Here is a 1,358-nt window from a genome sequence, read left to right as displayed (position 1 = left end):
GTGCTCGACGTCGGCAGGCGGCCCGTCGAGGACGCGCAGGGCATCCAGCGGCAGCTGTTCGGCGATGCCATCGGGGTCCCGCTGCCGGTCACGGTGCTGCGCAACGGGGCGATGGTCGACGTCGTCGCCGTGCCGAGCGAGCTCGTCTGAACGGTCGCCCCCGCGTCGGTCGAGTGGGTCAGCCCACGAGGCCGTGCTCCCACGCCCACGCCGCGATCTCCACGCGGTTGCGGGCGGAGATCTTGGCCTGGACGTTGCCGAGGTGGGTCTTCACCGTGGAGAGGGAGACGAACAGCTCGGCGGCGATCTCGTTGTTGGTCCGCCCCCGCGCCACGGCGCGCACCACGTCCAGCTCCCGGGGGGACAACGGCTCCGGGAGCCGCGGCGGGTCCGCGGGCTCGGTCAGTCGCTCCAGCAGTCGCACGGTGACCGACGGCGACACGAGGGCGTCCCCGGCCGCGGCGGCCTTCACGGCCTCCACGAGCAGCCGGGGACCGGCGTCCTTGAGCAGGAAGCCGCAGGCGCCCGCGCGCAGGGCGCCGTAGACGTACTCGTCGACGTCGAACGTGGTCACCACGACGATCCGCGGCGGTGCCGGATCGGCCATGAGCGCGCGGGTCGCCTCCAGCCCGTCGAGCTCGGGCATGCGGATGTCCATCAGCACGACGTCCGGGCGCAGCTCCCGCGCCCGGGCGACGGCGTCCACCCCCGTGCCCGCCTCCCCGACGACCTCGATCCCCGGTTCCGCGGACAGGATCAGCCGGAAGCCGGTGCGGACCATCTCCTGGTCGTCCGCGAGCAGCACGGTGGTCATCGGCCCTCCAACGGCAGCGCCGCGGTGACGGCCCACGTCCCCGGCCCGGCCGGGCCCGCCTGCAGGGTCCCGTCCAGCGCGGCGACCCGTTCGCCCATCCCGGCCAGCCCGAACCCGCCGTCGGTCGGCTCCCACCGCGGCCGCACCCCGTCGTTGCGCACCGCCACGCGCAGCTCCTCCGCCCCGATCCGGATCTCCACCTCGACGGCGGTGGCCTCGGGGGCGTGCCGCCGCACGTTGGTCAGAGCCTCCTGGACCACGCGGAAGCCGGTCGCGGCGACGCCGGCGGGCAGCACGGCGTGGGCGAAGCCGGGATCGGCGTCGAGCCGGACCAGCGTGCCCGCCGGGTCGAACCGCTCGACCATGTCCGGGATGCCTCCCAGCTCGGCGCCCGGCGTCCGCGCGCCCTCCTCCCCACCGTGCAGCACGCCGACGAGCTGCCGCATCGCGGTGAGGGCGTCCGTGCCGGCACGTTCGATCGCGGCGAGGGCGCGGTCGACGTCGTCGGGCGAGGTGCGGGCGACCACGGACGCGGCCTGCGCGG

Annotated in this window: 2 protein-coding genes and 1 pseudogene; 1 reads left to right on the top strand and 2 read right to left on the bottom strand. The window is 75.6% G+C overall.

Going from position 1 to position 1,358, the window contains the following annotated elements:
- Positions 1 to 150, top strand: a pseudogene (locus tag H5J29_RS35645) (peptidase S1); the annotation flags it as partial.
- Positions 151 to 178: 28 nt separating this feature from the next.
- Here H5J29_RS35645 and H5J29_RS32855 read toward each other — a convergent pair.
- Positions 179 to 814 carry a response regulator gene (locus H5J29_RS32855; protein WP_181784786.1) on the bottom strand — a complete coding sequence of 212 codons (636 nt, stop codon included), beginning with the start codon at positions 812 to 814 and terminating at the stop codon, positions 179 to 181.
- Positions 811 to 1,358: sensor histidine kinase (locus tag H5J29_RS32850; RefSeq protein ID WP_376768601.1), on the bottom strand; the 548-nt coding region annotated here is incomplete at its 5' end. The genes H5J29_RS32850 and H5J29_RS32855, both read right to left, overlap by 4 nt.

Source organism: Pseudonocardia pini, assembly GCF_013870575.1.
GTDB classification, from domain to species: domain Bacteria; phylum Actinomycetota; class Actinomycetes; order Mycobacteriales; family Pseudonocardiaceae; genus Pseudonocardia; species Pseudonocardia pini.
This window is presented reverse-complemented; position numbering and strand designations above follow the sequence as displayed.